The organism is Burkholderia sp. BCC1208 (assembly GCF_902833095.1).
Lineage (GTDB): Bacteria > Pseudomonadota > Gammaproteobacteria > Burkholderiales > Burkholderiaceae > Burkholderia.
In genome coordinates this window covers 85,442-111,658 of sequence record NZ_CADFDY010000009.1, presented here as the reverse complement: position 1 = coordinate 111,658, position 26,217 = coordinate 85,442, and the positions used below count along the sequence as shown (strand labels likewise).

Annotated in this window: 23 protein-coding genes; 10 read left to right on the top strand and 13 right to left on the bottom strand. The window is 64.8% G+C overall.

Translation table 11 applies throughout. The features are described from left to right. Positions 1-317: 317 nt before the first annotated feature. From HWX09_RS21950 to HWX09_RS33675, 4 genes are all read right to left on the bottom strand, one after another. The gene (locus HWX09_RS21950; protein WP_080681404.1) at positions 318-1,586 is read right to left on the bottom strand and encodes an MFS transporter; all 1,269 of its coding nucleotides are present in this window, start codon (positions 1,584-1,586) and stop codon (positions 318-320) included. A gap of 90 nt (positions 1,587-1,676) precedes the next feature. Beyond that, the gene (locus tag HWX09_RS21945; protein WP_027786167.1) at positions 1,677-2,957 is read right to left on the bottom strand and encodes an epoxide hydrolase family protein; all 1,281 of its coding nucleotides are present in this window, start codon (positions 2,955-2,957) and stop codon (positions 1,677-1,679) included. A 139-nt stretch (positions 2,958-3,096) separates the two neighbouring features. Continuing rightward, positions 3,097-3,513: an organic hydroperoxide resistance protein gene (locus HWX09_RS21940; protein ID WP_027786168.1), complete on the bottom strand. Its 417-nt coding sequence runs from the start codon at positions 3,511-3,513 to the stop codon at positions 3,097-3,099. A gap of 83 nt (positions 3,514-3,596) precedes the next feature. Next, a complete protein-coding gene (locus HWX09_RS33675; RefSeq protein WP_227789565.1) occupies positions 3,597-3,974 on the bottom strand; it encodes a DUF4148 domain-containing protein in 378 nt (125 codons plus the stop codon). Positions 3,975-4,123: 149 nt separating this feature from the next. Between HWX09_RS33675 and HWX09_RS21930 the strand changes: the two genes are divergently transcribed. Both HWX09_RS21930 and HWX09_RS21925 read left to right on the top strand, forming a co-directional pair. Further along, positions 4,124-4,663 carry a cupin domain-containing protein gene (locus tag HWX09_RS21930; protein WP_227789564.1) on the top strand — a complete coding sequence of 180 codons (540 nt, stop codon included), beginning with the start codon at positions 4,124-4,126 and terminating at the stop codon, positions 4,661-4,663. A 55-nt stretch (positions 4,664-4,718) separates the two neighbouring features. Further along, a complete protein-coding gene (locus HWX09_RS21925) occupies positions 4,719-5,996 on the top strand; it encodes a condensation domain-containing protein (protein WP_027786171.1) in 1,278 nt (425 codons plus the stop codon). Between the two features lie 97 nt (positions 5,997-6,093). Here the strand turns inward: HWX09_RS21925 and HWX09_RS21920 are convergent, their stop codons facing one another. Continuing rightward, on the bottom strand, positions 6,094-7,287 hold the full coding sequence (locus HWX09_RS21920; RefSeq protein ID WP_080681405.1) for an MFS transporter: 1,194 nt from the start codon (positions 7,285-7,287) through the stop codon (positions 6,094-6,096). Between the two features lie 859 nt (positions 7,288-8,146). Here HWX09_RS21920 and HWX09_RS21915 point away from each other — a divergent pair. Together HWX09_RS21915 and HWX09_RS21910 are read left to right on the top strand one after the other, a co-directional pair. After that, the gene (locus tag HWX09_RS21915) at positions 8,147-8,440 is read left to right on the top strand and encodes a DUF4148 domain-containing protein (protein WP_027786173.1); all 294 of its coding nucleotides are present in this window, start codon (positions 8,147-8,149) and stop codon (positions 8,438-8,440) included. Between the two features lie 228 nt (positions 8,441-8,668). Further along, complete coding sequence (locus HWX09_RS21910; protein ID WP_027786174.1) at positions 8,669-9,598, top strand: alpha/beta hydrolase; 930 nt, start codon at positions 8,669-8,671, stop codon at positions 9,596-9,598. Here HWX09_RS21910 and HWX09_RS21905 read toward each other — a convergent pair. The 5 genes from HWX09_RS21905 to HWX09_RS21885 form a co-directional block, all read right to left on the bottom strand. Next, entirely contained in the window at positions 9,595-10,914 is a 1,320-nt protein-coding gene (locus tag HWX09_RS21905; protein ID WP_027786175.1) for an MFS transporter, read from the bottom strand. The genes HWX09_RS21910 and HWX09_RS21905 overlap by 4 nt on opposite strands. A gap of 167 nt (positions 10,915-11,081) precedes the next feature. Next, positions 11,082-12,149 carry an ATP-binding protein gene (locus HWX09_RS21900; RefSeq protein WP_051421432.1) on the bottom strand — a complete coding sequence of 356 codons (1,068 nt, stop codon included), beginning with the start codon at positions 12,147-12,149 and terminating at the stop codon, positions 11,082-11,084. A gap of 136 nt (positions 12,150-12,285) precedes the next feature. Beyond that, positions 12,286-12,669: a response regulator gene (locus tag HWX09_RS21895; protein ID WP_027786176.1), complete on the bottom strand. Its 384-nt coding sequence runs from the start codon at positions 12,667-12,669 to the stop codon at positions 12,286-12,288. Between the two features lie 133 nt (positions 12,670-12,802). Then, positions 12,803-13,471: a response regulator gene (locus HWX09_RS21890; RefSeq protein WP_027786177.1), complete on the bottom strand. Its 669-nt coding sequence runs from the start codon at positions 13,469-13,471 to the stop codon at positions 12,803-12,805. Positions 13,472-13,574: 103 nt separating this feature from the next. After that, positions 13,575-15,797, bottom strand: coding sequence for an ATP-binding protein (locus tag HWX09_RS21885; protein WP_051421433.1), 2,223 nt, complete (start codon positions 15,795-15,797; stop codon positions 13,575-13,577). A gap of 849 nt (positions 15,798-16,646) precedes the next feature. Here HWX09_RS21885 and HWX09_RS21880 point away from each other — a divergent pair. From HWX09_RS21880 to HWX09_RS21870, 3 genes are all read left to right on the top strand, one after another. Then, positions 16,647-16,883, top strand: coding sequence for a DUF4148 domain-containing protein (locus HWX09_RS21880; RefSeq protein ID WP_027786178.1), 237 nt, complete (start codon positions 16,647-16,649; stop codon positions 16,881-16,883). 731 nt (positions 16,884-17,614) lie between these two features. After that, the gene (locus HWX09_RS21875) at positions 17,615-18,163 is read left to right on the top strand and encodes an RNA polymerase sigma factor (protein ID WP_027786179.1); all 549 of its coding nucleotides are present in this window, start codon (positions 17,615-17,617) and stop codon (positions 18,161-18,163) included. A gap of 163 nt (positions 18,164-18,326) precedes the next feature. Then, on the top strand, positions 18,327-18,758 hold the full coding sequence (locus HWX09_RS21870) for a universal stress protein (RefSeq protein WP_027786180.1): 432 nt from the start codon (positions 18,327-18,329) through the stop codon (positions 18,756-18,758). Positions 18,759-18,807: 49 nt separating this feature from the next. Here the strand turns inward: HWX09_RS21870 and HWX09_RS21865 are convergent, their stop codons facing one another. The 3 genes from HWX09_RS21865 to HWX09_RS21855 all read right to left on the bottom strand — a co-directional run bounded on the left by HWX09_RS21865 (position 18,808) and on the right by HWX09_RS21855 (position 21,472). Further along, positions 18,808-19,254: a DUF3331 domain-containing protein gene (locus tag HWX09_RS21865; protein ID WP_080681406.1), complete on the bottom strand. Its 447-nt coding sequence runs from the start codon at positions 19,252-19,254 to the stop codon at positions 18,808-18,810. A 99-nt stretch (positions 19,255-19,353) separates the two neighbouring features. Next, positions 19,354-19,761 carry a BON domain-containing protein gene (locus HWX09_RS21860; RefSeq protein WP_027786181.1) on the bottom strand — a complete coding sequence of 136 codons (408 nt, stop codon included), beginning with the start codon at positions 19,759-19,761 and terminating at the stop codon, positions 19,354-19,356. Between the two features lie 322 nt (positions 19,762-20,083). Further along, positions 20,084-21,472, bottom strand: a complete 1,389-nt coding sequence (locus HWX09_RS21855; protein WP_027786182.1) for an ATP-binding protein — start codon at positions 21,470-21,472, stop codon at positions 20,084-20,086. 332 nt (positions 21,473-21,804) lie between these two features. Here HWX09_RS21855 and HWX09_RS21850 point away from each other — a divergent pair, with 332 nt between their 5' ends. Genes HWX09_RS21850 through HWX09_RS21840 form a run of 3 tightly spaced genes read left to right on the top strand, consistent with a single transcriptional unit; the run spans position 21,805 to position 26,194 of the window. Beyond that, positions 21,805-22,482 (top strand): TetR family transcriptional regulator, encoded by a 678-nt coding sequence (locus HWX09_RS21850; RefSeq protein WP_027786183.1) that lies wholly within the window; start codon positions 21,805-21,807, stop codon positions 22,480-22,482. A 57-nt stretch (positions 22,483-22,539) separates the two neighbouring features. Continuing rightward, the gene (locus HWX09_RS21845; RefSeq protein ID WP_027786184.1) at positions 22,540-23,394 is read left to right on the top strand and encodes an FAD binding domain-containing protein; all 855 of its coding nucleotides are present in this window, start codon (positions 22,540-22,542) and stop codon (positions 23,392-23,394) included. Next, entirely contained in the window at positions 23,375-26,194 is a 2,820-nt protein-coding gene (locus HWX09_RS21840; protein ID WP_027786185.1) for a molybdopterin cofactor-binding domain-containing protein, read from the top strand. Before HWX09_RS21845 ends, HWX09_RS21840 begins: the two co-directional genes overlap by 20 nt. Positions 26,195-26,217 lie beyond the last annotated feature (23 nt).

Below are 26,217 nucleotides of genomic sequence, written 5' to 3'. Positions count from 1 at the left end.
ACCAAGGCGACGTTGAGAAACTGCAGCATCTGACATGTGTCCATGGGTTTAGGCGAAATTGAGCGGGCGATACCCCCTGGTAAACAGTTGGTCGGCGAAGTTATTCCATCGCCGTCGTGTGTTGAACGAACAGCCCGATCCCGGCTCGTTGCGGCCGGGGAGCGCGTTCAGGAAAAGCCGGCGTGCTCGGCGCTCCGCGTCATTCCTGCATGCGGACCGGAACACCCGAATGCCGGCTTTATTCCGACGACGCGATGCGGGACGACTGTCACCGCTGCCGCCCGCCAATAACGAATTTGGCCGAAACCCCTGCGAAATCAGGGCGATTCGGAAACCGTGGGAATGGATTCGCTTTGCGGCGCCGACGCGGGCCGAAGCAGCGGCACCATCAGCGTGATGCCGGTGGCAACCAGAAACAGCATGAAATAGGAAGCGAAGTAACCGTCCGTCCGGTCGCGGAGATAGCCGAAGGCGAGCGGCCCCAATGCGGCCACCAGATAGCCGATGAAGAGCATGAACACGCTCCACGCGTTGGTCTCGGCGGGCGAATGGGTATGGTCAAGCGGCAAGGTCATCGCGAGCGTGAAGCACATGCCTTGTCCGATCGCGATCAGGACGATGCACGACGCCGGATAGGCGGTCGGCGCAAATGCCAGCCCGCCGATGCCTGCCGCCGTGATGGCCGACGCGAGGCCGAGCCAGCCGCGCCGATCGGTGGAGCGGCCGGCCTTCATGCCCATTCCGAAGCTGCTGAGCGCGAACACGCAGGTGAAGAGGCCCAATACCAGACCGGGCGACAGCGTCTCGATATGCAGTTCGACACTCGACGACGCGAGCCATGCAAAGCATGCGTACACGATGAACTGGCTCGCGCCGAAGTAAGCCGCGACCCGCCACGCCCGGATGTTGCCCCACGGAAGACCGACCGCCGCCGGCACTTGCGCAGGCTGCCGAGGTTGCGCTTCGGCGGCCTTCGCCTCCTGGAAGCGCCGGGCCAGCCGGCGCCAGCTCAGGATCGCGGTGATGCAAAGCACGCTCCACAATGCGACGGCCACGCGCCAGCCGCCGAAACTCAGCGCGATGTAACCCGACGCGCTCGCCGCGACCGTCCCGCCGACGCTGAGTCCCGCGCTGTAGATCCCCATGAAGAACGTCGCGTCGCGCGCGAAGTGCTTCTTCACCCAGCCGCCGATCAGCGAACCCGAAATCGCGATGCCGATTCCGGCAAAGACGGTGCACAGAAGCAGTACGCCGGCGGAGCCGGCCAGCGCGCGGGCGACCATCGCGACACACAGCAGGGCCAGCGCGGCCACGACCGCGTTGTCCGTACCCAATCTGCGCGCGACACCCGGCGCGGCGAGCGCGAAGACACCCATGCAGACGTCCGGAATCGCGGTCAGCAGGGACGCCTGCGTGTAGCTCAGGCCGAAGCTCTGCTGGATCGATTCGAGCACCGGCCCGATCGAAACGATGGGCGGGCGCAATGCAATCGAGAGTATCAACAGCGCGATGGCCGCGGCTGCCTTTCGGGTATCGGTGGAATCGGTGGAATCGGTGGAATCGGTGGAATCGGTGGATCGAGACATGACTGTTCCTGGCTTCACGGTGCGCGCGTTGCGGCGACATCGGAACGCGACGGCGATCGCGGCAGGCGATCGCCGTCGAAACCTGCTTGCTCAGCGCAGCGTGCGGAATGCGGCGCGCACTTCGCTTGCGAGCAGTTGCGGCTCTTCCCACGCGGCGAAATGACCGCCCTTGTCGACCTCGTTGAAGTAGATGAGGTTGTGGTAAGCCCGCTCGGTCCAGCTGCGCGGCGCCTGATAGATCTCGCCGGGGAAGATCGTCACGGCAGCCGGCATCGAAATGTCCACCGCGTTGAAGTTGTTGGAATGATCTTCCCAGTAGATCTGCGCGGCGGAGGTCGCGCTGTTCGTCAGCCAGTAGAGGGAGATATCGTCGAGGATTTCGTCGCGGGTGAGCGAACGTTCCGGCACGCCGCCGCTATAGGTCCATTGCGAGATCTTGTCGTACATCCACGCAGCCTGGCCGGCGGGCGAATCGGCCAACGCATAACCCACGGTTTGCGGACGCGTGACCATCATCGCGGAATAGCCGCAATTGTCCTTGTAGAAGACGTTGAGCGAATCGTATGCGGCCTTTTCCTTCGGCGACAGCCTGCCCGGCGCGGGTTCGCCGAGCGCGAGCAAGGTCGCGATGTCCGGCGGCACGGTGGCCGGCATGTTGACATGGATGCCGATCAGCCCTTTCACCTTCTGCATCGCCATGCGGTGCGAAATCACCGAACCGCAATCGCCGCCTTGCGATACGAAGCGCGTGTAGCCGAGTCGGGCCATCAGTTCGCCCCATGCACGGGCGATGTGATCCGAGCCCCAGCCGGTCGTTTTCGGCTGCCCGGAGAAGCCGAAGCCGGGCAGCGACGGAATCACGATGTCGAACGCGTCGTTCGCACTGGCGCCGTACGCGGTCGGATCGGTCAGCGGGCCGATGACCTTGATCAGCTCGAAAATCGAACCCGGCCATCCATGCGTCATGATCAACGGTAGCGCGTTCTGGTGGCGGGAACGCACGTGAATGAACTGGATGTCGAGGCCGTCGATCTCGGTCATGTACATCGGCAACGCGTTCAGCTTTGCCTCGCCTTTGCGCCAGTCGTAGTCGGAACCCCAATACTGGAGAAGCGCCTGCATTCTCGCGAGCCGCACGCCTTGCGATTCGTCGTTGACGGTCTCCTTGCCGGGCCAGCGCGTCGCCGCGATGCGGCGCCGCAGATCGACGAGGGCGGCCTCGGGCACGCTGGCCTTGAACGGACGAATGGCCGTGTTGCCGGTTGCGGCGAACACCGACCCGGGAATCAGCCCCATGGCACCGACGGCGGCGGTAGCGGCGGTAGCGGCAAGCACGTGGCGTCGACGGGGAGAAAACGGTGTGGATGACATGATGGGTATCCTGGCGCGAGAAGAAGGCCGCATGTCGCGATCGATACGCGACACGCGGGAGTGCCTGCCGGAAGCGCGCACCACGCCGGGCGTGCCGATCACGCAAACGGCGTCGTGCGCGGGTCCGGCAGCAGGCGAGTCAAACGACGGTGACGACGACGTCGATGTTGTTGCGCGTGGCCTTCGAATACGGGCAGGTCTGGTGCGCCGCGTCGACCAGCGCTTGCGCGACGGCGGTGTCGACGCCCGGCACGCTGACGTTCAGTCGTGCCTGCAGGAAGTAGGCACCGTCGTTCATGGCCAGATCGATCTCCGCATCGACATGCGTGTCGCGCGGCAGCGCAATCTTCAGCCGTTGCGCGGCCAGGCCCATCGCGCCGATGAAGCATGCCGACCAGCCTGCGGCCAGCAACTGCTCTGGATTCGTGCCGGGCGCGGCCGAACCGGGACCGGACAGCTTGACGTCCAGGCGGCCGTCCGAGCTGTGGGCCGCGCCATCGCGACCGCCGGTGGTGCGGGTCTTGCCGGTGTACAGGACTTTCGTTTCTTGGCTCATGATCGGTGTCGTATTGAACTGGGTGGGTGACAGTGGTGGTGAATGGCGATGCTTGAAACCGGCGTTGCGTCGGTAGCCGGGATTCAGCCGCCTCGATAGAGCTTGTCGAGCGCCGCGAGCTGGCCGTCTTTCTGTGCCCGCACCAGTTCCTCGCGCACTTCGGCACGCGTCTTCGTCTTCGGCGCGACCGACGCCCACTGGCGCGCTTGCTGTGCGCCCTGGACATTGGCGCTCGTGTCGACGGGGATGCCTGCGTAAGCAGAAGCAGCGGTTGCAACTGCGGCACAAGCCGCAAAAGCCAAAGCGATCGTCTTTGCTTGCATGTCGTTCTCCTGGAGCAATTCAAGGGTCGAGAATCCGTCCGGGCGCTCGGTGGCGGCTTCATCCTGCGATGTCTGCCCGAGTGCCTCGATCGGATCCAGTCGTTGAGATGCATTAAATCCAGGCCACGTATCCGGCATGTGTCTTGATAACGGGGCTATTGCAATGCCATGTATCTATTCCGGTCTCGTACACATTAAGAAACAAATCTGCCGTTCCGTTTTCGCTAACGCTCCAAAATGAAGATCGCTTTTCCGACAGAATGGCGCTCCAATGAAATGACGCTGCAATGGCGAGCCCGCTCATTTGCCTCGTTGCCACAGGAAGACCCAAGGAGAAATCACCGATGACCAGATACGCAATCGGAACGCTGGTGTTGATCGGCGTCATGGCCTCGGCCGGCGCGCGCGCTGAAACGATCAAGCCGATCAAGGCGTCGAAGTCCGAGCTGGCCGGTGCGATATTCGCTCGCGCCGATGTCGTGAAAAAAGACGAAAGTGGCGACCGGAGCGCCGACGTCGTGACGTTCACGTCGACCGATACGGCTTACCAGACCGGCGTCTATCGATCCGGGCCTTCGCGTGAAGAAATCAAGGGGCCGCAAGGATTGCCGTACAACGAGTTCCTGTACTTTCTGTCGGGCAGCGTAAAGCTGACGTCGTCGGACGGTTCGGTGATGGTCGTGAAGACCGGCGAAGCCGTCACGCTTCCCAAGGGATGGACGGGGCATTTCGACACGCCGGGCTATACCAAGCTCTACGTGACCTACAGCCCCGACGACGCCAAAAAGCAGTCCGACATATCGGGTCATCCGAAAATGGCGGAATAGCGATCCGTTCTCGCGTGTTCTGTGATGCAGACACCTCTTCCGCAGGAGCGAGACGATGCAGAACCAGCAACAGGAAATCGACAACGATCAATCGACCGTGCCGGCATTCGTCCGCGGGCTCGGCGGTACGGAACACCTGTTCTGGTTGCTCGATCAGAATCGGCCGACGCATTTCGCCATGGTCGCGGAGATCGATCGCCGTTTTCCGCCGACAGCATGGCATGCGGCTTTTCGCGCGCTCCAGCGGAGGCATCCGCTGTTGTCGACCTATATCGCCGCGGACGCGCAGATGAATTCCGGCTTCCATGGCACACCTGATGCCGTGGTGCCATTGCGCGTGATCGAGCAGAGCGGAACTTCGTGGCACGCGGAAGCGGCCCGCGAAATCGCGACGCGCTTCGACTGGTCGACAGCGCCGCTGTTGCGCGCGACCGTGCTGCAAGGCGACGGCGACTCGGCGCTGATCCTGGTCGCGCATCATTCCGTAGTCGACGGCATGGGCAGCGCGTATCTGATCGAAGATCTGCTGCGATTGCTGTCGGGCGAGTCGCTGGCGCCGTTGCCGCTGGTGCCGTCGCTGGAGGCCGTGCTCGACGCCGACCTGAACCGGACCGCCGTCTTGCCCGACGCACTGCCGGCGCCCGCGCCCAAGCCGTTTCGCCCGGACGCCGCGGACGTGCCGCGTGTCGACGCCGTCGAGCTTTCGGCTGAATCGACGCGCCGGCTCATCGCCCGCGCGCGTGTCGAGCAAACCACCGTGCACGGCGCCGTTGCCGCGGCCGTTCACGAAGCAGGCCGGCGTCTGTCGAGCGAATGGGCCGAGCGCGCGTTGCGCACCGTCACGCCGATCGACGTGCGCCATCTTGCCGATGAAATCGGCATCGCCAACGGCGCGTACATCACGCAGACCATCACGGTCGACGACTACCCGCGCGGTACCGATCTATGGACCGTCGCCCGCAAGATCAAACAGGATCTCGCACCTTTTCAAACGCGCGCGAGCGTCGCGGCGGAACTAAAAACGCTCGATGCCGCGATGTCCGCGCGGCCGAACGTTCAACACGCGGCCGGATTCCTGTCGGCCGTGCTGGCCTTCGACGTTCTGCTGTCGAATCTGGGCAATCAGCCCATTGCCGCCGCTTACGACAGCTTGTCGCTCAAAGCGCTATGGGGCCCGCTGGTGACTTCGGGCTTCGCCGACGACCAGGTCATCGGCGTGTGCACGATCGACGGCATACTGCGGCTCACGCACACGAGCCATGGCGCGATCCCCGGGCTGCTCGGCGAAGTCCGGGCGATTCTCGACGAAGCCGTGACGGCACCGTCACGCTGAAGACGAGGCCAAATGAAGATTTTTTCGCGTGAAAAGATCTTCACCCGTTGATCCGCACGGTTTGTCCGGCGAGTGGGGGGTGACTTTTCCCGTGCCTTCAGACGGCCACGAGCGAGGCTCTCTTCCGGTGTTCGACGATCGACAGCAGCAGCGCGGCCAGGCCACACGCGGCGATGAGCAGCAGCAGCGTCGTCTTGCCCATGCTGACCAGCACCAGTCCGCCGACAGCGGGGAATCCGAACACGCCGACGAAATAGGACGCCACGAACCAGGTCAGCACCGCGTGCCGGTGCCGCGCATCGGTACTGTTGACGGCTTGCGCCTGAACGATCGGATAGATGAGGCCATACCCGGTCCCGAGCAGCACGGCGCTGACCGAATGAAGCATCGTGTTGTGCGGCACGGCGAAGGTCACGGCGACGCTCAGTATCATGAAGCCGAGGAGGATCTGCGTGGTCGCGCTGACACGTAGCTGAATCACGATCGCACCGAGCAGCCAGCGCGTGACGACAACCGTTGCCGAATAGAGGCCGAAGAACGTGCCCGCCTTCACCCCCGTTTCCTGCGCCATCGACATCTGGAACGTCATCAGCCCCGAGAAGACGCTGGAGCCGAGCGCGATGATCGCGATCGGGTAGATCGCATGCGTACGGGCAATCGCACGCATCTCGCGCAACCACCGTTCCCGTGCCGGCGGCACGACGGGGAGCGGCGCAGGCGACAGGCGCCCGAAGCATTCCAGCATCAACGCAGCCATCGCGCACAATCCGCCGACGGTGCAGAACACCGCGCCCGTCGTCCAGTGCCAATTGCGAATCGCGAGCGCGGCGACTGCCGGCCCGCCCCCGACTCCGGCCATCTGAAACGAGCCGAACCGCAGGAACCAGCGCTCGCGCTCGGTATCGGTGGTCCGCTCCGCCAGCATCATCGGCGCCGCAAGGTAGAACCCGCCCCAACCGACGCCGACCAGCAATCCCGGCACGACGCTCAACGAGCCGGTGCGCCCGATCACGGCAAAGCCGGCGACGCCCGCACCGACGACCAGCGCAGCCAGCGCGGTCGTCCGCGCCGCCCCGATTCCGTGCGCAAGCCACGCGACCAGCGGCAGGCCGATCAGCGTACCGACCATGGCTTCGGCCAGTGCCGCCCCCGTATCGACGTCGTTGCCTCCTGCCGAACGAAAATGCATCGACAGAAGAAATGTCGCGCCGTATCCGCATGCAGTCAGCAGCGCGCCGAGTAGCCCGAACGACGCGACGCGCGGGGACATCGTGCGTGGATAGGCCATCATGGCTCCTCTTGTTCAAAAATCCGGCCCATTCGAGCTGCCAGCGCCGCAGCGACGCGTCGGCGTGGCGTTACGCGCGGCCGCGCGCGTCGAGTTCGACTGGCCGCCCGCATGAGCACATACCCATCGATTCGTGCCCATCGCGACAAGGTCGGCGGCCGGTCGCAATATGATCCACACAATCTGCCGCCGGGGAAACGAACCGTTCCGATGATGCACCGCATACGTTCGTATGTTCAATCCCGCACGGCAACCACTGCGCGATGGCGACCACACGGCTCCGTCGCTTGGCATCGCTCGTCAGAAAGCGGCGATTCCGTAGCCGGGCACATCGACATCGTGCGCACGGTCGTCATGCGCGCTTCGTCGGCGAAGTCCCGGCCGGCGCCACGAAGAAAGACCTCGCTGATGGCGAGGAACGCCTGGATCCGTTCACTTATCGACATTTGCCTTCATCCTCGAGCGGTATGGGGTTTCCCGGGCAACGCGCCGGAGCGCCGCCGCGAAACGGAACTGCGAGCGCACGCCGCGTCGCAGTGAAGACACGGTATCGAAATCGAATGCGCAAGACTACTCGTACGAAGGGATGATCGGGACCATCGATGGTTTGGCCCCCGGACCATATCGAGGGTGACGCAGTGAGCCAAGCAGTGGCGGCAAGACTGATACGGCACCCCCCGATTTTGTATCGCACCGTATCAAGAGCCGCTCCCGAAACATCAGCATGCACGAATCCCGGGTAGCGGAAACATGGCGGATACGTTGGCGAGTTCTACTGCCGACATGCGGAAGACATGCGACATACGACGCTGATTCGGATGTCCGACGGTCGATCCGATCACTTGACTTCAGGAGCGCTCACATGAAAGCCACTCGAATCCTTGCTGCCGCGGTGCTTGCCGTCGTTCCCCTCGTGTCTTTCGCCGATGCCGGGCCCAGCCTCACGCGCGCCGCCGTGCGCGCCGATCTCGTGCGACTCGAACAGGCCGGCTACAACCCGGCTCGCAGCGAACCGCGCTATCCGGACGACATCGCCACCGCGCTGCAGATCGCACGCTCGGACCAGAACAGCCCGTCGAAATCCCAAGGCGACAATACCGCCGATGCGACTTCGCCCGACCGGCATCGCGACACGACGCACGCGCGCACGGCATGACGGCCCGGCGCCTCCAGCGAGGCTATTGCACGCCTGCTGGATTCCTTTCCGCTGTCGCCGCTTGCACGCGGCGCAGTGGCAAGCGCGGGACTTCACGTCGGCCCGGGCATTAGGCGATGAACATACGAATGTATGTGGATCGTGATTCGCACGAGTCTTCGGCGTAACTTGACGGTTACTGCGAGCCGATGCAGGAAGCGCCTCTTTTTGCAAGCCACTGGATCGACCATGAAAATATTCGTCACCTTCGACAGCGCCGGGGTGAAACTCGCCGGCCACCTCTATCTTCAGCCTGCCGAAGCCGGGATTTTGCGTCCCGCAATCGTCGTCGGCCATCCTGGCGCCGGCGTCAAGGAACAGGCTGCAGGCTTGTACGCGCGGCGTCTGGCCCAGCAAGGGTTTATCGCGCTTGCTTTCGACGCCGCACACCAGGGCGAGAGCGGGGGCGAGCCGCGCGGACTCGAAGATCCCGCCCACCGCGTCGAGGACTTCAAGGCCGCCGTCTCATTCCTCACGACACGCGACGACGTCGATCCGAGCCGCATCGGTGCGCTGGGCATCTGCGCATCTGGCGGCTATGTCGTTCCCGCCGCCGCCACCGACCATCGCATCAAGGCCGTGGCGACGGTCAGCGCCGCGGACATCAATCTGCAGTTTCGCTTCGGCGCGGATGGTCGGCAGGATCCCGCGATCTTCCAGCGCATGCTCGATGCCGCCGCAGCGGCGCGCACTGCCGAGGTCAACGGCGAAGGCGTGGGTGGGTTTCCGATTTTCCCGGCTGAAGAGCCGGCACGTACGGGCAACCTGCATCTGTTCGAAGGCTGGGAGTACTACTGCTCGCCGCGCGCGCATCACCCGCGCTCGGCCAGGTTCTTCACCTGGAACAGTGTGGATCGCATCGCACACTTCGACGCATTCCGGTTCATCGACCTGATCGCACCGCGTCCGTTGCTGATGATCGTCGGCACCGAGGCCGTGACGTCGTGGATGTCGACGGACGCCTTCGCCAATGCGCAGGAACCCAAGGAACTGTTCTGGGTTGAAGGCGCCACCCATGTCGCCCTGTACGACAAGGCGCCGTACGTCGATGCCGCCGTATCGAAGCTCGGCGATTTCTTCGGTGCGAAGCTGGGTGCGCCAGCAACGGCCTCTGCCTAGGGCCCGTTCACGCTGATAACAGGCTTGCGCACGGGGCGCAACGCGAGACCTGCCAGCGCCCCAACGATACACAGCACGCCTACATAAATTTCCGGCGCCTGCGGATTCGATTTCAGCATCACCGAGACGAACACCGGCGTAAGACCGCCGAACACGGCATACGCGACGTTGTACGAAAACGAGATGCCCGAAAAACGCACGATCGGCGGAAACGCGTTGACCATCGCAACCGGAATCGCCGCAACCGCACCGACGAAGAAGCCGGATACCGCGTAGAGCGGCAGCAGCGACGACGGATTCGTGGAGAGTTGCGTGACCATCAGAAAATACGATGCGCCGAGCAGCAGGCAGCCAAAGAAGATCGTGCGACCGGCGCCGATCCGCCCCGCCACCGAACCGGCGATCACGCATCCGATCGTCAGGCAGAGCGTGGCCGCCGAATTCGCCTGTAGCGCGAGCGCGGGCGCGATATGAAAGCGTTTTGCCACGAGCGTCGGCGTCATCAGGATCACGACGACAATCGCCGCGGTCAGCGTCCACGTCAGTATCATCGAGACGAGCACTGCCCGGCGGTGATCGCGCAGCACGGCTTTCAACGGCACTTCGCCGGCCAGCAAACGGCTCTGCTTCATTTCGATGAAGACGGGCGTTTCATTGAGCCAGCGCCGCAGAAACGCGGACAAGATCCCGAACAGGCCACCGATGACAAAAGGCATCCGCCACGCATAGGCACTGATTGCAGCGGGCGAATAATGATGGTTGATCGCCGATGCGATCAGCGAGCCGAGCAGGATGCCGAACGTAAGACCGCCCGTCAGCAGACCGCAGGCATAGCCGACATGACGCGACGGCACATGTTCGGAGACGAATACCCAGGCCCCGGGCACCTCGCCGCCCACCGCGGCGCCTTGCAACACCCGGCACAGCAGGAGCAGGACGGGTGCCGCCACCCCAAGTGACTCATAGGTCGGCAACAGCCCCATCATCAGCGTGGGCAAGGCCATCAGCATCACGCTCATCGTGAACATGCGCTTGCGGCCGACGAGATCGCCGAAGTGCGCCATGACCACGCCTCCGAGCGGCCGCGCGAGATAGCCTGCCGCGAACACGCCGAATGTCTGCACCTGGCGCAGCCAGTCCGGAATCGACTGCGGGAAGAACAGATGACCGATCACCGCCGCAAAAAACACATAAATCACGAAATCGTAAAACTCCAGTGCCCCGCCTAGCGCGGCGAGTACCAGCGTTCGGTGATCACTGCCTGCCAGCGGACGATGCGGTACAACCGGAATCCGAGGCGAGTCCATGGAATTCATCTGGAAGAGGTCTGGTTCAGTGGCGGCGCGCCAACCCGATGACGTGCTACTTGTTCACAACACCTGACCGGTTCATGTCATTCCATGGCGCGCCGATTTATCGACGCGGCCGACGTTGCGCATCGATGAAGACGGGCCTCTTCGGCCGCCATCATCTCCCCATGCCGTCATGCGACGGCGAGCGGCAACGTCACTCTCGCTTCGAGGCCTCCGGTACTGCGATTGTTCAACTGCAATTCCCCTTGCATCGCCTGCGTCAGACGGCGCGCGATCGCCAGCCCCAACCCCGATCCCGACGCGCGCGCCGCTGTCTGCGGCGCACGATACCAGGGCGCGAACACCGCCTCCAGCTCCGCCGGCAAAATGCCGGGCCCCGAATCCACCACGCTGAGCATCACACGTCTTGCCTCGACCCGGACACACAGGCGGACGTCGCCGCCGTAACGCAGCGCATTGTCGATCAGATTGACGAGCACGCGACGCAGCGCGTGCGGGCAAGTGACCAGCGGACGGCCCACCCGCCCGTCGAGGCCGACGGTCAGGCCCGCGTCGCGATAGTTGCCGACCAGCGCGCCGAGCAACTCGTCCGCGTCGACGCGCCGCGGCGGCTCCGCCACGCTGCATTGAAGTCGTGCGCAGGCAAGGCTCGCTTCGACCAGTTCCCCCATCTCGGCAAGGTCGCGCTCCATCGCGTCACGCAACGCGCCATCGTCCAGCATCCCGCTACGCAGCATCATCCGCGTCAATGGCGTGCGCAGATCATGCGCGTACGCGGCCAGCACATGCAGCAATTCCGTCACGCGTTCCGCTTGCTGGCGATGCGCGTCGTTGATCGCGCGCGTCAGCCTTGCGATCGAGGGGCCGCCGCGCTCGACCAGTGCATCGGGCAGCGCCTCGACGCCATGATTCTCGATTGCCGCGGCGAGCTGCCGGATTCTCGTGTCCAGCCTCCGCGTGCGCAGCCACAGCACCGCTGCCAGCGCAAACAGGATACCGGCCGCACTTGCAAGCAGCAGACTGCCGCCGGCCACGGGAGGCAACGCGTTCGGCAGCATGGCACGAGCGTCATGCATGCGCTCCGCGACGAGCAGCACGCCGGCCGCGACGACAAGACGGACGGGCCACACGATGAACTCGCGCACATACGGGAACCCTACGCGGGCGACGTTGCGGATGCGACGCGCAATGCGGAACTCGGACAAGGCCCCGCACGATAAGGTAGGAAGGTTCGCCATCTTCGTTCTCCTGTCGCCGCCACGGCGGACGGTACAGGAACGATGAGAACACGCAGGTGGGGGCTCGCACCATCAAACAAGCGGCCATCCACCCCCTACGAAGGTTTAGGTCGGCGCGGCGGCAAACCGCGGCGGGTCAGCCGTAGCCGAGCGCGCGGGCGAGCCACGTCTGAAGCTCCTGCGCGTCGATCGGCTTCTCGAGCAGACACAGCGCGGCGCTGGCCCGCACGCGCTCGCGCTCGCGGGCAGTGGCGAATGCCGTGACGAACACGGTCGGAATGGTCAGGCCGCGGGCTTCGATCCGGGCCAGCACCTCGAGGCCGTCCATCTCCGGCATCTGGATGTCGCAGATCAGGCAGCCTGTTCGCGACGCCACGTCCGAAGCCAGGAACGCCGGGCCGGACGCAAACTCGTGCGCCTCCCCGCCGAGCGAACGCACGAAGCTTCTCGCGGCGGCGCGCACGAACGGGTCGTCGTCGACAATCGATACGAGATCGGTGGCTGAGAGTGAAAAAGGCATCCCTGCTTATGGCGAGTGAGCTGACCGGACCGTCCCGACTACGGCTGCCCGAGTTGCCAGCATACCGCCACGCCGCCGCACCGTCACCATATCTACGTATGGGGTAGGTTTTCCCTCGATAACGGTGCCGCCGCTAACATGAGGGCTGCCCGATGCCGAGCGCACTCATCTTGCGCACCAGTTCCGCGACCGAGCGACACTTCATCTTGCGCATCGCCTGACCGCGATGGATCTTGGCCGTGATCTCGGCAATGCCCATGTTCGCCGCGACCTGCTTGTTCATCAAGCCCGCCGCGACGTGTTGCAGCACCTCGCATTCTCGCGGCGTCAGCGATTCCCAACATGCGCGCAGATCGAGCAGCGAGTGATCGGCCTCCAGTCGTTTCGCATCGCGATCGAGCGCTGCGATCACCGCATCGATCATTTCCTGATCGTGAAACGGCTTCGTCAGGAAATCCATCGCACCGGCTTTCATTGCTTTCACCGTCATCGCGATATCACCGTGCGCCGAGATGAAGATGATCGGCATCTGCGGACCGCCGTTCTCGACCAGCGACTTCTGGAATGCAATCCCGCTCTGCCCGCGCAGCCTGACGTCGAGCACGAGGCACGACGGTCCGGCGCCCTTCGGCGCCGCGAGAAATGCTTCGGTCGACGCAAATGCGCGAACGTCCAGGTCAATCGATCGCAGCAGGCTGATCAGCGCGGCACGAATGAACTCGTCGTCGTCGACGACGTAGACGACACGACCGTTCCGATCCGCAGATGAAGGATCCGAATAAGGCATTCTGGTTTCGGGCATCGAAGTATTCACTGGTGAATTTGCAGGGATGGCCGCGTGGCGGCTCAAAGACATCTCGAAGAACCGGTCGGTCCGCCGCGCCGCGCGCCGGCGGACGACCCGGTCATGGATCGGCCCGCGGCAGCATGATGATTGCGCGCGTACCGGTGCCGTCGCGGGTCGACAACGTCAACGTCCCGCCGTGTGCATCGACGATGGAATGCGAGATGGCGAGGCCCATGCCCATCCCGTTCTCCTTGGTCGTAAAGAGCGGTTCGAGCAGCCGGTCTGCAATATCCGGCGCAATACCGCTGCCGAGATCCTCTACAGTCACGCGTGCGCTGTCAACGCCGTCCGCTTCGCAAGCAAGCGACAGGCAACGCACCGTCGCGAGCCCCGCCATCGCTTCAGCACCGTTCGTGAGCAGATTGATCACGACCTGCTGGAGCTGGATCCGGTCGCCATGAACATAGACGGGGCTGTCCTGGACGCGCAGATCCAACACGACATCGAGCGCGTCGAGTTGCCGCGCGACGAGCACCGCTGCCTCTTGGACGGCCTCGTTGAGATCGACCGTCGCGAACTGCGGCTCGGCCTTGCACGCCTTTGCGCGCAAGGCCTGGATGATGCTCTTGGCTCGCGCCGCCCCCCGGTTGATATGCACGAGCATTTCCCGCGCCTCGCCCACGTCCGGCGGCTCCCGGCTCAGCCAACGCAATGCCGCGCTCGCCGACGTATCGACGGCGGCAATCGGCTGCGAGACTTCATGAACGATCGACGCGACGAGCTCGCCCATCGCTTCCAGGCGGCTGGCGCGCTCGAGGCTGGCAAGTGCGGCCCGCAGCTGTTCCTCGGCATGTGCGCGCTGACGGTTCTGCTCGACCAGTTCCTCGTAGAGCCGTGCATTCTCGAGCGCGAACGCGGCCTGCGACGCGATCACTTCCACCAGGGCTGCGTTGGCCGCGGTAAACATTCGCGCCGCCAGATTGTTTTCCAGGTACAGAACACCGACGAGCGTCGCATAACGCATCAGCGGCACGCACATCACCGACCGGGGGCGCTTGCGCCGAACGTACGCATCCTGTGCGTGGGCCGGCGATTCGGACGCATCGTCGAGCACCGCGCCCTCCTGCGTACGCGCCACCGCCTGCACGAGAGACACGGGCAGCACGTCCGCCGTGAAAGGCTCGGCCGCCTGCGTCACGACGATCGTACCGTCGACCACGTCCGCGCGCGCCGGCACATGCCATGCACCCTCGCGCAGCACCGCGAGCGCGCCGTATTCGGCCCCGGCACTTTCGAGCGTCGTGCGCAACAGCGTCTCCACGAGGCGCGCCGGGACGATGTCGCTCGCCAGCGCATTCGAGATGCGCAGCACCGCCCGGACGTCCAGTTCGTGCAAACGATTCCCGGTGAGAATGCCCGCCCCATCGAAACCCCCGGCATGCGCGGCCTGCCGTTGCCGCACCTCGGCCAGCGCCTCCGAGCGCTGCCCGGCGCCCCGCACATCGGGTAAACGGGCTTGAGCAGCAGTCTCATCGCGGCGACGGCGCCGTTCGCATCGCCGCAGATCGGCGACGAGCGCCGCGGCGGTGCCGTAGCGTTGCTCCGGGGCTTTTTCGAGCAGCTTCATGACGATCCGCGAGATCTGCTCGGGTACGTGCCCGGCACGCTCGTGAGGCGCCCGCGCCGAATGCATGGCGTGCGCATGCACGAGTGCGGCGGCATCGATCGCGTCAAACGGCGGCACCCCGACCAGTCGCTCGTAGAGAATGCACCCGAGCGAGTAGAGGTCGGCCCGAGCGTCGACACTTGTGTTCATGCCTGCGCCGAGTTCGGGCGCCATGTAGACGAAATTCGCGACGTTCCAATCGAGCTCGGCGTCGCGCAACGGGTAGATCGCACCGGGGCAGACGGCATGGCCGAAGCCCGTCAGGAACGCACGGCCGTCGTCATCCACCAGGAAGCGATGCGGCGCAAGTGCGCGATGCACGACCCCGGCCGCATGCATTGCGCCCACCGTCGTCGCAAGCGCAATCGCGAGCCGCAGGAACGCGGCCGGCCCTTCCTGCGGTGCACCGGCAACGGACAGCGGCTCCCCACCCGGATCGGCCAGGACGAGCACGGCTCCGCCGCCGTGCGACACGATTGCTTGCGGAACCGCGGACCAGCCATCGCGCAGCACCGCGCGCAACGCATATTCGCGTTGCATCGCCGCGGCGACCGACGGTGCCGCCGCACCGTGTCCGGTGATCAGGACGGACGGCGCATTGTCGTCGATCGCACGTTGCAGCCGTGGCGGCCCTGGGCAAAGCTCAATCAAGCGTCGTGTCGAAAGTTCGATCATGCGGATGCAGTAAGGAAACGGTGGCAGGCATGAACCCGGACGCCGCTGGCACGGCGGCGCGGTACGCGACATGTCGGTACCTGTGCGCCGGCTCGGAGCGGGATACCCGGCCGCATCCGTTCGGCCGGACACGCAGCCGCGGCGCATGCCATGGCCGGTTCCCCAACGTCGACTCCACTCGGTCGTTGCCGCCCCCCACCGATCGCAACGACCTTCTGCCGGCACCACTGAAAACACGTGAGCCGCCCGATTATTCCAGCCCGAATTCGCCAACGCAACAACGGGCCCCGGTTCGGCACGACCCGGGGTCACGCGCCTCCGGCGCCGGCCCCGACAGTCGAGCCCACCCGTTCGAATCGGTCCGCTTCCGGCGGTGCATCGTCCGAATCGACTGTCGTCCCCGTTTCGTCGCTTCGACGACACGTACAGCCGTTGTTGTCAGATCGGAACCGGCGTGAAAGCGGACCGAGATTTCACCGACGGAGACGTTCCCTCTCCCGGGCTCAGCACCTGTCGCGCCAAACGCAAAAACGAGCGCGGCGCCCAATTCCTCCCGAACGGCCGGCAGCACACGCGAGCAGCACGACCGACCGGTGGCGCGCCGGCCGTCGAAGCCGGCTCGCGCCCCGCGACGACGGGCGATTTCGTATCCGAATGTATCCCGCCGATGGACGGATACACGGCATTGCAAAATGCCGCGCCCCGGACACATGCGAGATACCTTCCCGGCGCCCAATACACACACGACGGAATCTGGCGACGAACCATCACGCGGCTGGCTCATGCGTGCTCCCGACTTCATCAGATGCCGTGCGTAATTTCCGATCGATCTATTTTAAGGATTCCGACATGAATACATTCAAGATCACCTTCGCGTTCGCCGCGCTCGCGATGACGGCCTCGGTCTATGCGGCAACCCCCGCGGATTCGATCACGGGAAATCACGATGCCCAGGCCACCAATCAGTGGGCACCGGTCGCCATGGCGCCGATGGCGAAGACGCGTACGGAAGTACGCCAGGAACTCGAGCGGGCGCGGCAGAGCGGCGAGCTCGACGCACTGAGGAAGCTGTATTCCGGCCATTGAACACCGGCCTCTTTATCAGGTCTGGCCCTGGCGGTGCAATGTCGGCACGCCCGCAGCGCCCTGACCGCCCCTGCATACGGTCCCGTTCCAATGTTCATTTGTTTCGATCCGCACGGCCGCCCGACGGACGAGTGATTCGAGTGCAGCGCGGCCGGCCGCCCGGCGAATCGTCTGGCCTGGATTCCATCCAGACGTTCGCCGTGTCGCGCCCGCGCGCCGATTCCACGCATCCTGCACGACAGGTGCAACCTGCTGCCCGAATCATTGGCCGCCAGCCCTGCATCGAGGCAACCGGTCACCCGATGGCGACCCGCCCCGTCGATATTCGAGCATGCCGCGCAGTTGCGCCGCCGTCGGCGATCCATCCCGCCACGCGAACTCCGCCGTCCCGCAATCGTGCCCGTCGATGACGGGAACCGCTGTCGAGTCACGACGCTGCGCTTGCAAGCCGTCGTCCATATCGAGCCTTCGATTGTCTCTCCATGTATCCGGACGCGTCGCAGGTACATGACGTTGCATTCACCCCGTCCGACGAAATAAGCCCGATACGTTGCGACGTTCCAATACGTCGGTACAGAAATCGCACGGTTGCCCGGATCGTAACGACCCACGTCGTCGGTCCAACCGCCGCATCTGAACATTCTTTTCCCAAGGGATCCATTCCGCGCGTGCCGCAGGTCGACGCGTCGCGTGATGCGCAGCCGGGATCCCGTGCCGGACTCGAGTAGCCCATGAAGCAAACCGAACTTTCAATGATGCTTCCCGACATGCTGCCACGCCTTCGGTCGTTCGCCATGCGCATAACCGGGAATCGGTACGATGCAGAAGAACTCGTTCAGCGTGCCTGCGTTCGCGCGCTCGAGCGGGCTCATCAACTGCGCTCCGATACGTCGCCATTGAGTTGGGTCTTCTCGATCATCCATTCGATATGGCTCAATGAATTGCGCCAACGCAATCATCGCGACCGCCTGCTGCTCGACTGGAACGACGCCTTGATGGAAACGGTCGCCGATCCGCGCTCCACGTCCGAAACCGGCCTGGCCGTCCGGCAGATCATCGATGCCGTGGCACGGTTACCGGAACCCCAACGCATCGCGTTGCTGCTGGTCAGCATCGACGGGTTCAGCTATCAGGAAGCAGCCGATACGCTCGATATACCCGTCGGCACGATCATGAGCCGAATATCCCGCGCGCGCAAAGCGATCCGCGTGGCGTTCGACGAGCCCCGCGAATCGCGCATGCCGACGGAAAATTGCGTCGACACCGAAACCTGCGGCTGACATTCGAACGACGCTGGAATAAACGGGATGCCTTGCGTGTTCAGTGTAGACAACCGCGTCCGCTGCGGCGGAAGTATCCGGGCACGCGCCACGCATGCCGGTGCTCGCCACGGACGCGTTCATTCCCACAACCCACGCGAAACACATGTCATCGCTTTCCAGAATGCTGCTCGTCTATGACGGGACCGATGAGGCAAAGGCCGCACTCGTGCGGTGTGCGGCGCTGTCGCGCGCATTGTCGGCGGAGGTCGACGTCGTGGCCGTTGTCGACCCCGTGACCGCGAATGCGCAGGCGGCCGGAATGCTCGGCGATCTCGCCCACCACCGCATCGAGGAATTCGCGCGTCACGAGCTTCAACGGGCGATCGGCGCACTGGCGGACGATGGTATCGCCGCGCGCGGCTACGTGCGGTTCGGACGCCCGGCCGACGCCATCGCGGCACATGCGGTGACGACCCGTCCGGACCTGGTCGTCGTCGGGCATTGCGCCCGCAGCGGATTCGCGCGCTGGTGGCGCGAGCGTCCCGTTCACTTCGATCTGGCCGAACGTCTTCACGGTGCGGCACTGATCGTCGTGACGGTCCCGTCGCCTTAGGCCCGGCTCGCACCACACCCGCGAATGCATGACCGATTCGCGCGTACCGCTAGATCGTATCGGGTGCAGACCCGCCGTCGCATGGTTGAACGGTCGCGGCGAGAATCATCCGCTGACGGTTGGAGGGCAGGCAGATATCGCTCGCACGCGGACGGAACACGGGATCGCCGCGCCGTATTGCACGTCCGGTCAGTACGCAGACCGACGGGACGCGCGCGCGGCTCCTGCACCAGATTTGCTCGGTATACCGCCCCGAACACGAGTCGCTCCATGACACGCTGATCATGGATAGCGAAAGGCATTCCGTCACCGCTATGCTGGAAAGCGGTTCGGTCCGCGCGAGCACCTCGGGTTCGTCGCATTGACGCACACCGAAGCGTCGCGACTTGTATCGCGCGCGCTGCGCTCGCAAGCAGACATCGCGTTGTTCCAGCGAAGGATCGAGGACATTGATCAAAGTGCGAACCACGATGTCCGCTTCAGGCACTGTCGCCATCGCCACTTCTCCCAGCCAATCGGATCGGTCATGTGAAAGCGAGCGCACGCAGGTCACCGATACCATGCCATCCGGCCCGGCAGTGCGCCCGCCCGGCGCTCAGGCTCCGCCTTGCGGTCGCAGCGTGATCCGGCTGTTCACCGACGTAACGCCGCGAGCCTTTCTGGCCGCCTCGACCGCCAGATGGTCCTGGTCTTCGCTTTCCACCTGGCCTGCCAGCGTCACCCGCCCCGTCGAAGCGTTACCGAATACCGTGATCGGCTTCCCTTCCAGTCCTTTGGTGTGAGCCAGCACTTTCTGAACCGAGCGCGAGAATGTGCGATTGGCTGCACGCACGGCCTTTTTCGTCGTGCCGGCGGACTGGGCCGACGTAGTCGCCGTGGTCGAGGTCGCCGCGACATCAGCGCCCGCCGTATCGGGCCGTTCATCGGCAAATGCCTGCAGATGCAAGCAGGCAGTCAGGACGACGGCCAGGCCGCCGCTTGCAACGATTCGTCGGAGTTTCATGATGGGTTCCTTGGATTTCGGGTATCGAGAAGCACGCACGTTCCGGTCGTCTGCATCGTCACGACGCACACGCATCACATATCCGCCACATCGCGATCCGACTCGACGACCTGCCGCTCGAGCCGTCGTCAATGCGATTCGTGTACCGGTGGGACGAGCATAAGTCGCGGTGCCGACCCGATCCATTGAATCTGCAGCTAGCCGGATGACGCGTCGGGATAAGTCGCCCCATACGTTCGTATAGGCACCCGATCCGTTACCGAATGCGCACGCCATCCCGCCACGCCCGTTGATCGCCCGCTCGCGATGGAACCCGTGTGCGTCACATCGAAAAGAGCGGCAACGTCACCGTTGCCCGAGTACCGCCTTCCGAGCGCGGCGTCAGCTCCAGTTGACCGTGGTGCGCATCCACGATGGACTTGCAGATGAAAAGGCCCATGCCCATGCCATGCGGCTTGGTCGTGAACAGCGGTTCGAAGATGCGCTCCGCCAACTGCGGATCGAGGCCGTCGCCGCAATCGTCGACGCGGATGCGCAGGAGGTTGGAGGCCGATTCGCATGTCAGCACGAGCACTCGTTCATCCTCTGGAATGCCAAGCATGGCTTCCGCGCCGTTCATCAGCAAGCTGATGACGGTCTGCTGCAATTGCACGCGTTCGCCGCGCATCGGCATCGGGGACGAGAACCCTTCGACGCGCAGGCTCACCTTCATCGCGTCCAGCGTGCTTTCCACGAATTCGGCCGCCTCGCGGAGCGCATCGGCGAGATCGAACACGGTGAAGACGGGCGCTGCGTGCCGCGCCCTCGCGCGCAGCGCGCTGATGATGGTTCGCGCACGCACGGCGCATGCACAGATGTGGGCGAGCATCTCGCGGGCGGCATCGATATTCGGGGCACTGCGGTCGAGCCACTTCAGCCCGGCGCGCGCCGATGTGTCTATTGCCGTGACGGGTTGGGCGACTTCATGCACGATCGACGCCGCCAGCTCCCCATAGGCTTTCAGCCGATCGACGCGATCCATCTGGGACAGCGTGTCGTGCATCCGTGCTTCGGTGCTGCCCAGGCGGGCGTGCAGCGCGGCCAGCTCGTCGCGAAGACGAATGTTCTCCAGCGCGAACCCGGCATGCAGTGCAATGATCTCGACCAACGCGGCGTTCGCCGGCGTGAAGACGCCTGGCGCGTCACCGTGTTCCAGATACAACGCGCCGGTCAATGCGCCGTTGCACCGGATCGGCACGCAGATCACGGCGCGCGGCTTGCGACGGCGCACATAGTCGTCCATGCGCCATTGATCGGCGGCACGGGCGTCGTGCAGCACCAGTCCATTGCGCAGATGGACGGCAGCCGCCAGGATGGAGGCCGGAAGCCGATCGATCGGCAGCCGTTCCACGTCGACGTTCGGCGCACCCGATGCCGTCGCCTCGGCGGCACCCTCCCAGCCGCCGTCGCGCATGACCGCAATCAGTCCCCAGGTCGCCGCCGCGCCCTGCATCGCGGCCTCGAGCAATTTTCCAATGCGCGCCGCCGGTGCGACCTCGTTCGCCGTCGCACGGGAAACATGTCGCAACGCGTGCATGTCCAGATCGAGCAGCGATTGAGACGCACCTCCGCCGAAGACCGGGATCATTTCAGGATTGCTCGCGTCGGAAGGCGATTTCCAGATACTCCGCGCAGCGAAAGCGCTGCAGGGATCGTCGAGTTCGTTGTTCATTCGTCTATCTCCTGCTTACCGGACAGCGGCCCAAGACAACCTGGAATCGGCGTTTCATGTAGTGAGTACTCCACAAACGAATGGTAGCAGCACTTTCCGGAAATAAAAACTGCAAGCGGTGAAAGACTGGCTCGCCCGAGTGACCGGACGGTAGACAACATCAAAAGTAAGTCTTTGAATTTATGGCGATTTTATGTTTTGTTGCAGTCACGAAGAGAGTTCCGTAGAATCCATAGTTCATGTAGCGTTCCCTGTACGAAAGTCGAGGAAGCCTGCTATTGGAAGTTTTTTGAGGCGGCAAAGGCCAGGTTGTCGGCCGCCATAGGAGCAGTATGGCCCAGGCAGCAAAAAGCAAGCCGGTGCGTGGAACCGGCGTCCGGGAAGCAGCGGCGCAGGAAACCCGCGACAAGATCCTTCGTGCAGCGACGAAGGTCTTCGCGCGCTACGGCTACGAAGGTGGCAGCGTGGAAAGGATTTCCAGGCTGGCGAAGTCCTATGACCGGATGATCTACTACTACTACGGGAGCAAGGAGGGCCTGTTCGTCGCGGTGCTCGAAGGCATCTATCGGCGGATGGACGAGTCGGAACTCAAGCTGACGCCCGATCCTGCGGATCCCGTGGAAGCGCTCAAATCCGTGATTCGTTTCAAGCTGGACTATTATTGGCGCAATCCCGATTTCATCACGCTGCTCAACACGGAGAACCTGCACAAGGGCAAGCACGTGTCCAAGCTGGAGCGTCGGGGCGAATACTCGTCGCATGCGGTGCAGACCATCGCGAAGATTCTCGCCAGCGGCGTCGAACAAGGCCTGTTTCGTGACGACCTGAATGCGCGCGACGTGTTCCTGCTGATCATCTCGACGGCGTATTTTTATACGTCGAACCGTTACACGTTGTCCGTGTTCCTCGGGGAGGAACTGGATGCGCCGCATGCCGTGCGTCATTGGGAGTCGTTCGTGATCGACAGCGTGCTGCGGGTTGTCCGCAAGGATGCGTCGGCGGGCGGCTGAGCGCGCGCCGGTGCCAATATCGACCATCGTGACCATGAAGATGCACGCACCCTTGCGATGAACTATCTTCGCGCCAACACCATCGACGAAGTGCTCGGCCGGCTCGCGGAGCACCCGCGGCCGCGCATCGTCTGCGGAGCAACCGATGCCTTTGCGGATATCGGGCTGGTGCCCGCCAGATCGGCATGGGTGGATATCAGCCGCATCGACGCATTGCGCGGCATCGAGCAGCGCGACGGCATTGCCCGTATCGGCGCGGCGAGCACCTGGGAGGCCATCGCCCGGACAGCCTGGTTGCCCGCGGCGCTCACGGAAGCTGCCGCTTCCGTCGGGCCCCGGCAAATTCGCGTCCAGGGCAGCATCGGCGGGAACGTGTGCCATGCCTCCGCGGTGGCGGACGGCATCCCGCCGCTGCTGGCACTCGACGCACGCGTCGAACTGGCGAGCACGCGGGGCGTGCGCCGTTTGCCATTGGCCGAGTTCTTGGCCGGCAGCCGCAGGACCGCGCTGCACGCGGACGAACTGCTGGTTGCCGTGCTGTTTGCGCTGCCGCGCGCGCCGGATCGGACGTCGTTCGTCAAATGCACGAATCGCGACGGCGCAGCGATCGCCGTCGTGTCGGCCGCCGCGCATCTGCGCGTGTCCGCGGGCGGCACGGTAGAAGCGGCGGCCATTGCCGTGGGCGGCGCATCCGACGTTGCACGGCGGATGCCGATGCTCGAGGCGGCGCTGTCGGGCCGGCGGCGCGAAGAGCTGGCCGGCGTGATCGAAGCGGCGCCGCTTGCGGAGCTGTCCCCGCTCGACGACTGCCGTGCGACGGCATTGCATCGCATTCATCTCGCGCGGCTGGCCGTGGCGCGCGCTTTCAGAAGCTGCATCGAGGAGAACGCACGTGGCGCATCCCTTGCTTGACGAGCTCGCCGACGTTCGCGAAATCACCGCAAGCGACAGCGCGCCGGTTTCGCCGCCACTCGACTGGTTCGAACTCAACGGCACGCGGCTGCGCCTGCCGCCGGACCAGTCGCAGCGGCTGGTCGACTACCTGCGCGCGGACTTGCGGCAGTTCGGGACCAAGGAAGGCTGCCGCCAGGGCGATTGCGGAAGCTGCACCGTGATCGTCGATGGCGACGCACGTTATGCCTGCCTGATTCCGTTGGGGCAGGTCGCGGGGCGCCGCGTCGTCACCGTCGAAGGGCTGGCCGACGGCACCCGATGCGGCAGCCGCCTGCAGCAGACCTTTCTCGCGCATCAGGCGGTGCAATGCGGATTTTGCACGCCGGGCATGCTGACGGCCGCGGCGGCGGCCATCGACGCCGGCCGCGTGACCGACCGCGCCAGTGCGCGGGCCGCCATCGATGGCGTGCTGTGCCGATGCACGGGCTACCGGAAGATCGTCGACGCCGTGACGGAGGTCGGGTGCGGTGCTGCCACGCGGCGCTGTACGGTTGCCCCGTCCGAAGGGCCGTCCGTCGGCGTACCGCTGACGCGCCTCGACGGGCCCGAAAAGGTCGATGGAAGCCAGCGTTTCGGCGCTGACGACTATCCGGCCGACAGCCTGTTCCTGCGCGCGGTCCGTTGCCCTCATCACCGCGCTCGTTTCGCGTTCGGCGACCTCGACGCATTTGTCGCAGCCCATCCGGGCGTGCGGCGCGTGCTGACCCACGCCGACGTGCCCGGCATGAATCTGCACGGTGTCGCCACGCCGTACGCGGACCAGCCCGTCCTTCCGGAAACGGAGACGCGACACCATCTCGAGGCGGTTGCACTGGTGGTCGGCGAGCGCGATGCCATCGCGGCGCTCGACCTGAGCCGCTTCCCCGTCACATGGGAACCGCTGAGCCCGGTGCTCGCGATCGTCGACGCCGTGCTGGACGACAGCCCGCAACTGCACGCCGATCGTCCCGGCAATGTGCTGATCGAGGGGCTCGTGCGCCGCGGCGACGCGGAACGTGCGATGCAGGGCGCCCCGTACGTCGTCAGCGCAACGTTCGAATCCAGTTTCGTCGAGCATGCGTACCTCGAGCCCGAGGCCGGCTGGGCACGACGCGTGGGCGACACCATTGAAATCCATTCGTCCACGCAGGCACCCCATCCGCATCGCGGCGATCTCGCCCGCATTCTCGCCGTCCCGCCGGAGCAGGTGCGCGTCGTGGCAACCGCGGTCGGCGGCGGCTTCGGCGGCAAGCTCGACATGACGGTCCAGCCGTTGCTCGCGATCGCGGCCTGGCATCTCGACAGGCCGGTTGCGATGGTGTTCTCGCGCGAGGAATCGATGGCCACGTCGACCAAGCGCCATCCCGGTCGAATGACGTCCAGCATGGCTGCCGATGCCGATGGCCGACTGTGTGCCGTGACGTTCGACGGCGACTTCAATACCGGCGCGTACGCTTCGTGGGGCACCGCCGTCGCCAATCGCGTGCCGGTGCATGCTGGCGGCCCGTACGTCATTCCCCACTACACGGCGCACTCGCGTGCGATTCATACGCACGTCACGCCCGCGGGCGCGTTCCGCGGCTTTGGCGTCCCGCAAACGACGATGTCGCAGGAACAACTCGTCGACGAGCTGGCGCTCAAGACGGGCATCGATCCGCTCGAGTTTCGTGCAATGAACGCGCTGCGGCCCGGGGACCTGCTGCCGACGGGGCAAATCCTGGACGATAGCGTGGGCCTCGTCGCGTGCCTCGATGCGCTGCGGCCGGCCTGGCGTGAAGCGCAAGCCCGTGTCGCCGCGCTGAATGGCGCATCGCCGGGCCCCCTTCGCCACGGCGTCGGCCTGGCCGCGTTCTTCTATGGTTGCGGCAACACCGCGTTGCCGAATCCGTCGACCGTCCGCTTCGGTATTCGTCCCGACGGCACGATCGTGTTGCATCAGGGTGCGGTGGATGCCGGTCAGGGTTCGAACACGGTCATTCCGCAAATCGCGGCCGATGCGCTAGGCGTGCCGGTCGATCGCCTGCGGATCGTCGGTCCGGACACCGCGCTGACGCCGGATTGCGGCCGTACTTCGGCGTCACGCCAGACCATGGTCACCGGTCGGGCTGCCTTTCTCGCCGGCACGACGCTGCGCCACCGGCTGCTCGCGCTGGCAGCCGCGGCGCCCGATGCACGGATTTCGTCCGATACGCGCGGGATCGCCGTCGACGGCGTCGCACTGGATCTCCGGACCCTGCCCGTCGATGCGCACGGCTACGTCGTCGCGGCAGAGGAAAGCTTCGATCCGCCGACGACATCGCTCGATGCGGCGGGGCAAGGCATCGCCTACGCGGCCTACGCGTTCGGCGCGCAAATTGCGGAAGTCGTGGTGGACTGCGAGAGCGGGCGCGTTCGGGTACTCAAGGTCGTGGCGGCACACGACGTCGGCAGGATGGTCAATCCGACGCTGCTCGAAGGGCAGATCGAAGGCGCGGTGGCACAAGGCGTCGGCATGGCGCTGATGGAGAAATATCACCCCGGGCAATACAACAATCTGCACGACTACATGATTCCGACGGTGCACGACATGCCGGAGGTGCAGTCGATTTTCGTCGAAGCACCGACGACCGTCGGCCCCTACGGAGCAAAAGGCATCGGCGAGCCGGCGCTGGTCCCGACGGCCGCGGCCATCCTGAATGCGATCCATGACGCGATCGGCGTGCGCATCCGCGAAGCCCCCGCGTCACCGGACGTCGTCCGTCGGGCGCTGGCGGCCCGACGCTCGCCCGCGCGGCTTTGACAAGGCCGTTTCTACTCCCGGAC

Bases quoted from the DNA above. Each gene is read 5' to 3' on its own strand.
- HWX09_RS21925 (WP_027786171.1), top strand. From the start codon at position 4,719: ATGCAGAACCAGCAACAGGAAATCGACAACGATCAATCGACCGTGCCG.
- HWX09_RS21950 (WP_080681404.1), bottom strand. From the start codon at position 1,586: ATGTCTCGATCCACCGATTCCACCGATTCCACCGATTCCACCGATTCC.
- HWX09_RS21895 (WP_027786176.1), bottom strand. From the start codon at position 12,669: ATGCCTTTTTCACTCTCAGCCACCGATCTCGTATCGATTGTCGACGAC.
- HWX09_RS21900 (WP_051421432.1), bottom strand. From the start codon at position 12,149: ATGGCGAACCTTCCTACCTTATCGTGCGGGGCCTTGTCCGAGTTCCGC.
- HWX09_RS21860 (WP_027786181.1), bottom strand. From the start codon at position 19,761: ATGAAACTCCGACGAATCGTTGCAAGCGGCGGCCTGGCCGTCGTCCTG.
- HWX09_RS21945 (WP_027786167.1), bottom strand. From the start codon at position 2,957: ATGTCATCCACACCGTTTTCTCCCCGTCGACGCCACGTGCTTGCCGCT.
- HWX09_RS21855 (WP_027786182.1), bottom strand. From the start codon at position 21,472: ATGAACAACGAACTCGACGATCCCTGCAGCGCTTTCGCTGCGCGGAGT.
- HWX09_RS21875 (WP_027786179.1), top strand. From the start codon at position 17,615: ATGAAGCAAACCGAACTTTCAATGATGCTTCCCGACATGCTGCCACGC.
- HWX09_RS21930 (WP_227789564.1), top strand. From the start codon at position 4,124: ATGGCGAGCCCGCTCATTTGCCTCGTTGCCACAGGAAGACCCAAGGAG.
- HWX09_RS21865 (WP_080681406.1), bottom strand. From the start codon at position 19,254: ATGGCGACAGTGCCTGAAGCGGACATCGTGGTTCGCACTTTGATCAAT.
- HWX09_RS21880 (WP_027786178.1), top strand. From the start codon at position 16,647: ATGAATACATTCAAGATCACCTTCGCGTTCGCCGCGCTCGCGATGACG.
- HWX09_RS21845 (WP_027786184.1), top strand. From the start codon at position 22,540: ATGAACTATCTTCGCGCCAACACCATCGACGAAGTGCTCGGCCGGCTC.
- HWX09_RS21915 (WP_027786173.1), top strand. From the start codon at position 8,147: ATGAAAGCCACTCGAATCCTTGCTGCCGCGGTGCTTGCCGTCGTTCCC.
- HWX09_RS21850 (WP_027786183.1), top strand. From the start codon at position 21,805: ATGGCCCAGGCAGCAAAAAGCAAGCCGGTGCGTGGAACCGGCGTCCGG.
- HWX09_RS21890 (WP_027786177.1), bottom strand. From the start codon at position 13,471: ATGCCCGAAACCAGAATGCCTTATTCGGATCCTTCATCTGCGGATCGG.
- HWX09_RS21870 (WP_027786180.1), top strand. From the start codon at position 18,327: ATGCTGCTCGTCTATGACGGGACCGATGAGGCAAAGGCCGCACTCGTG.
- HWX09_RS21885 (WP_051421433.1), bottom strand. From the start codon at position 15,797: ATGATCGAACTTTCGACACGACGCTTGATTGAGCTTTGCCCAGGGCCG.
- HWX09_RS33675 (WP_227789565.1), bottom strand. From the start codon at position 3,974: ATGCCGGATACGTGGCCTGGATTTAATGCATCTCAACGACTGGATCCG.
- HWX09_RS21940 (WP_027786168.1), bottom strand. From the start codon at position 3,513: ATGAGCCAAGAAACGAAAGTCCTGTACACCGGCAAGACCCGCACCACC.
- HWX09_RS21910 (WP_027786174.1), top strand. From the start codon at position 8,669: ATGAAAATATTCGTCACCTTCGACAGCGCCGGGGTGAAACTCGCCGGC.
- HWX09_RS21920 (WP_080681405.1), bottom strand. From the start codon at position 7,287: ATGATGGCCTATCCACGCACGATGTCCCCGCGCGTCGCGTCGTTCGGG.
- HWX09_RS21905 (WP_027786175.1), bottom strand. From the start codon at position 10,914: ATGAATTCCATGGACTCGCCTCGGATTCCGGTTGTACCGCATCGTCCG.